Here is a 388-nt window from a genome sequence, read left to right as displayed (position 1 = left end):
GAATACAAGGCCGGATTGATCGCGAACGACTTGGTGCTCAGCAACAGCGTGTATCCGTCCGGGGCTGCCCTGGCTACCGCCGCTGCCGCAATGTTTCCGCCCGCCGCGGGCCGGTTGTCCACGACCACCGACTGGCCCCAGCTCTCCTGCAACCGCGCACCCAGGTCCCGTGCCAGTATGTCGGTCGTCCCCCCGGGCGAAAAACCCACTACGATGCGAATGGGCTTGGCTGGATAGGCCTGTGCGAGCGCAGCCGGCGGCGCCGCAGCGATCACGGCCCCTCCCAGCGATACTAGGAGTAGTGCATGAGTCGAACCCATGTTGCCTCCCGTGCGGCGATAAGAAAGTGTATCCGGCGGTCCCTGACTTTACCAGACCGCGCGTATGC

1 protein-coding gene is annotated in these 388 nt (G+C 64.9%); it reads right to left on the bottom strand.

Annotation, left to right across the window (positions count from 1 at the left end; translation table 11 throughout):
• A partial coding sequence (locus tag I6F37_RS44325; RefSeq protein WP_368736841.1) for a tripartite tricarboxylate transporter substrate-binding protein occupies positions 1-275 on the bottom strand: 275 nt, incomplete at its 3' end.
• Between the last annotated feature and the right edge of the window lie 113 nt (positions 276-388).

It is taken from the genome of Bradyrhizobium sp. NBAIM08 (assembly GCF_020193935.1).
GTDB classification, from domain to species: domain Bacteria; phylum Pseudomonadota; class Alphaproteobacteria; order Rhizobiales; family Xanthobacteraceae; genus Bradyrhizobium; species Bradyrhizobium yuanmingense.
The sequence above is the reverse complement of the archived record's forward strand: the minus strand, read 5'-3'. Positions and strand labels throughout refer to the sequence as shown.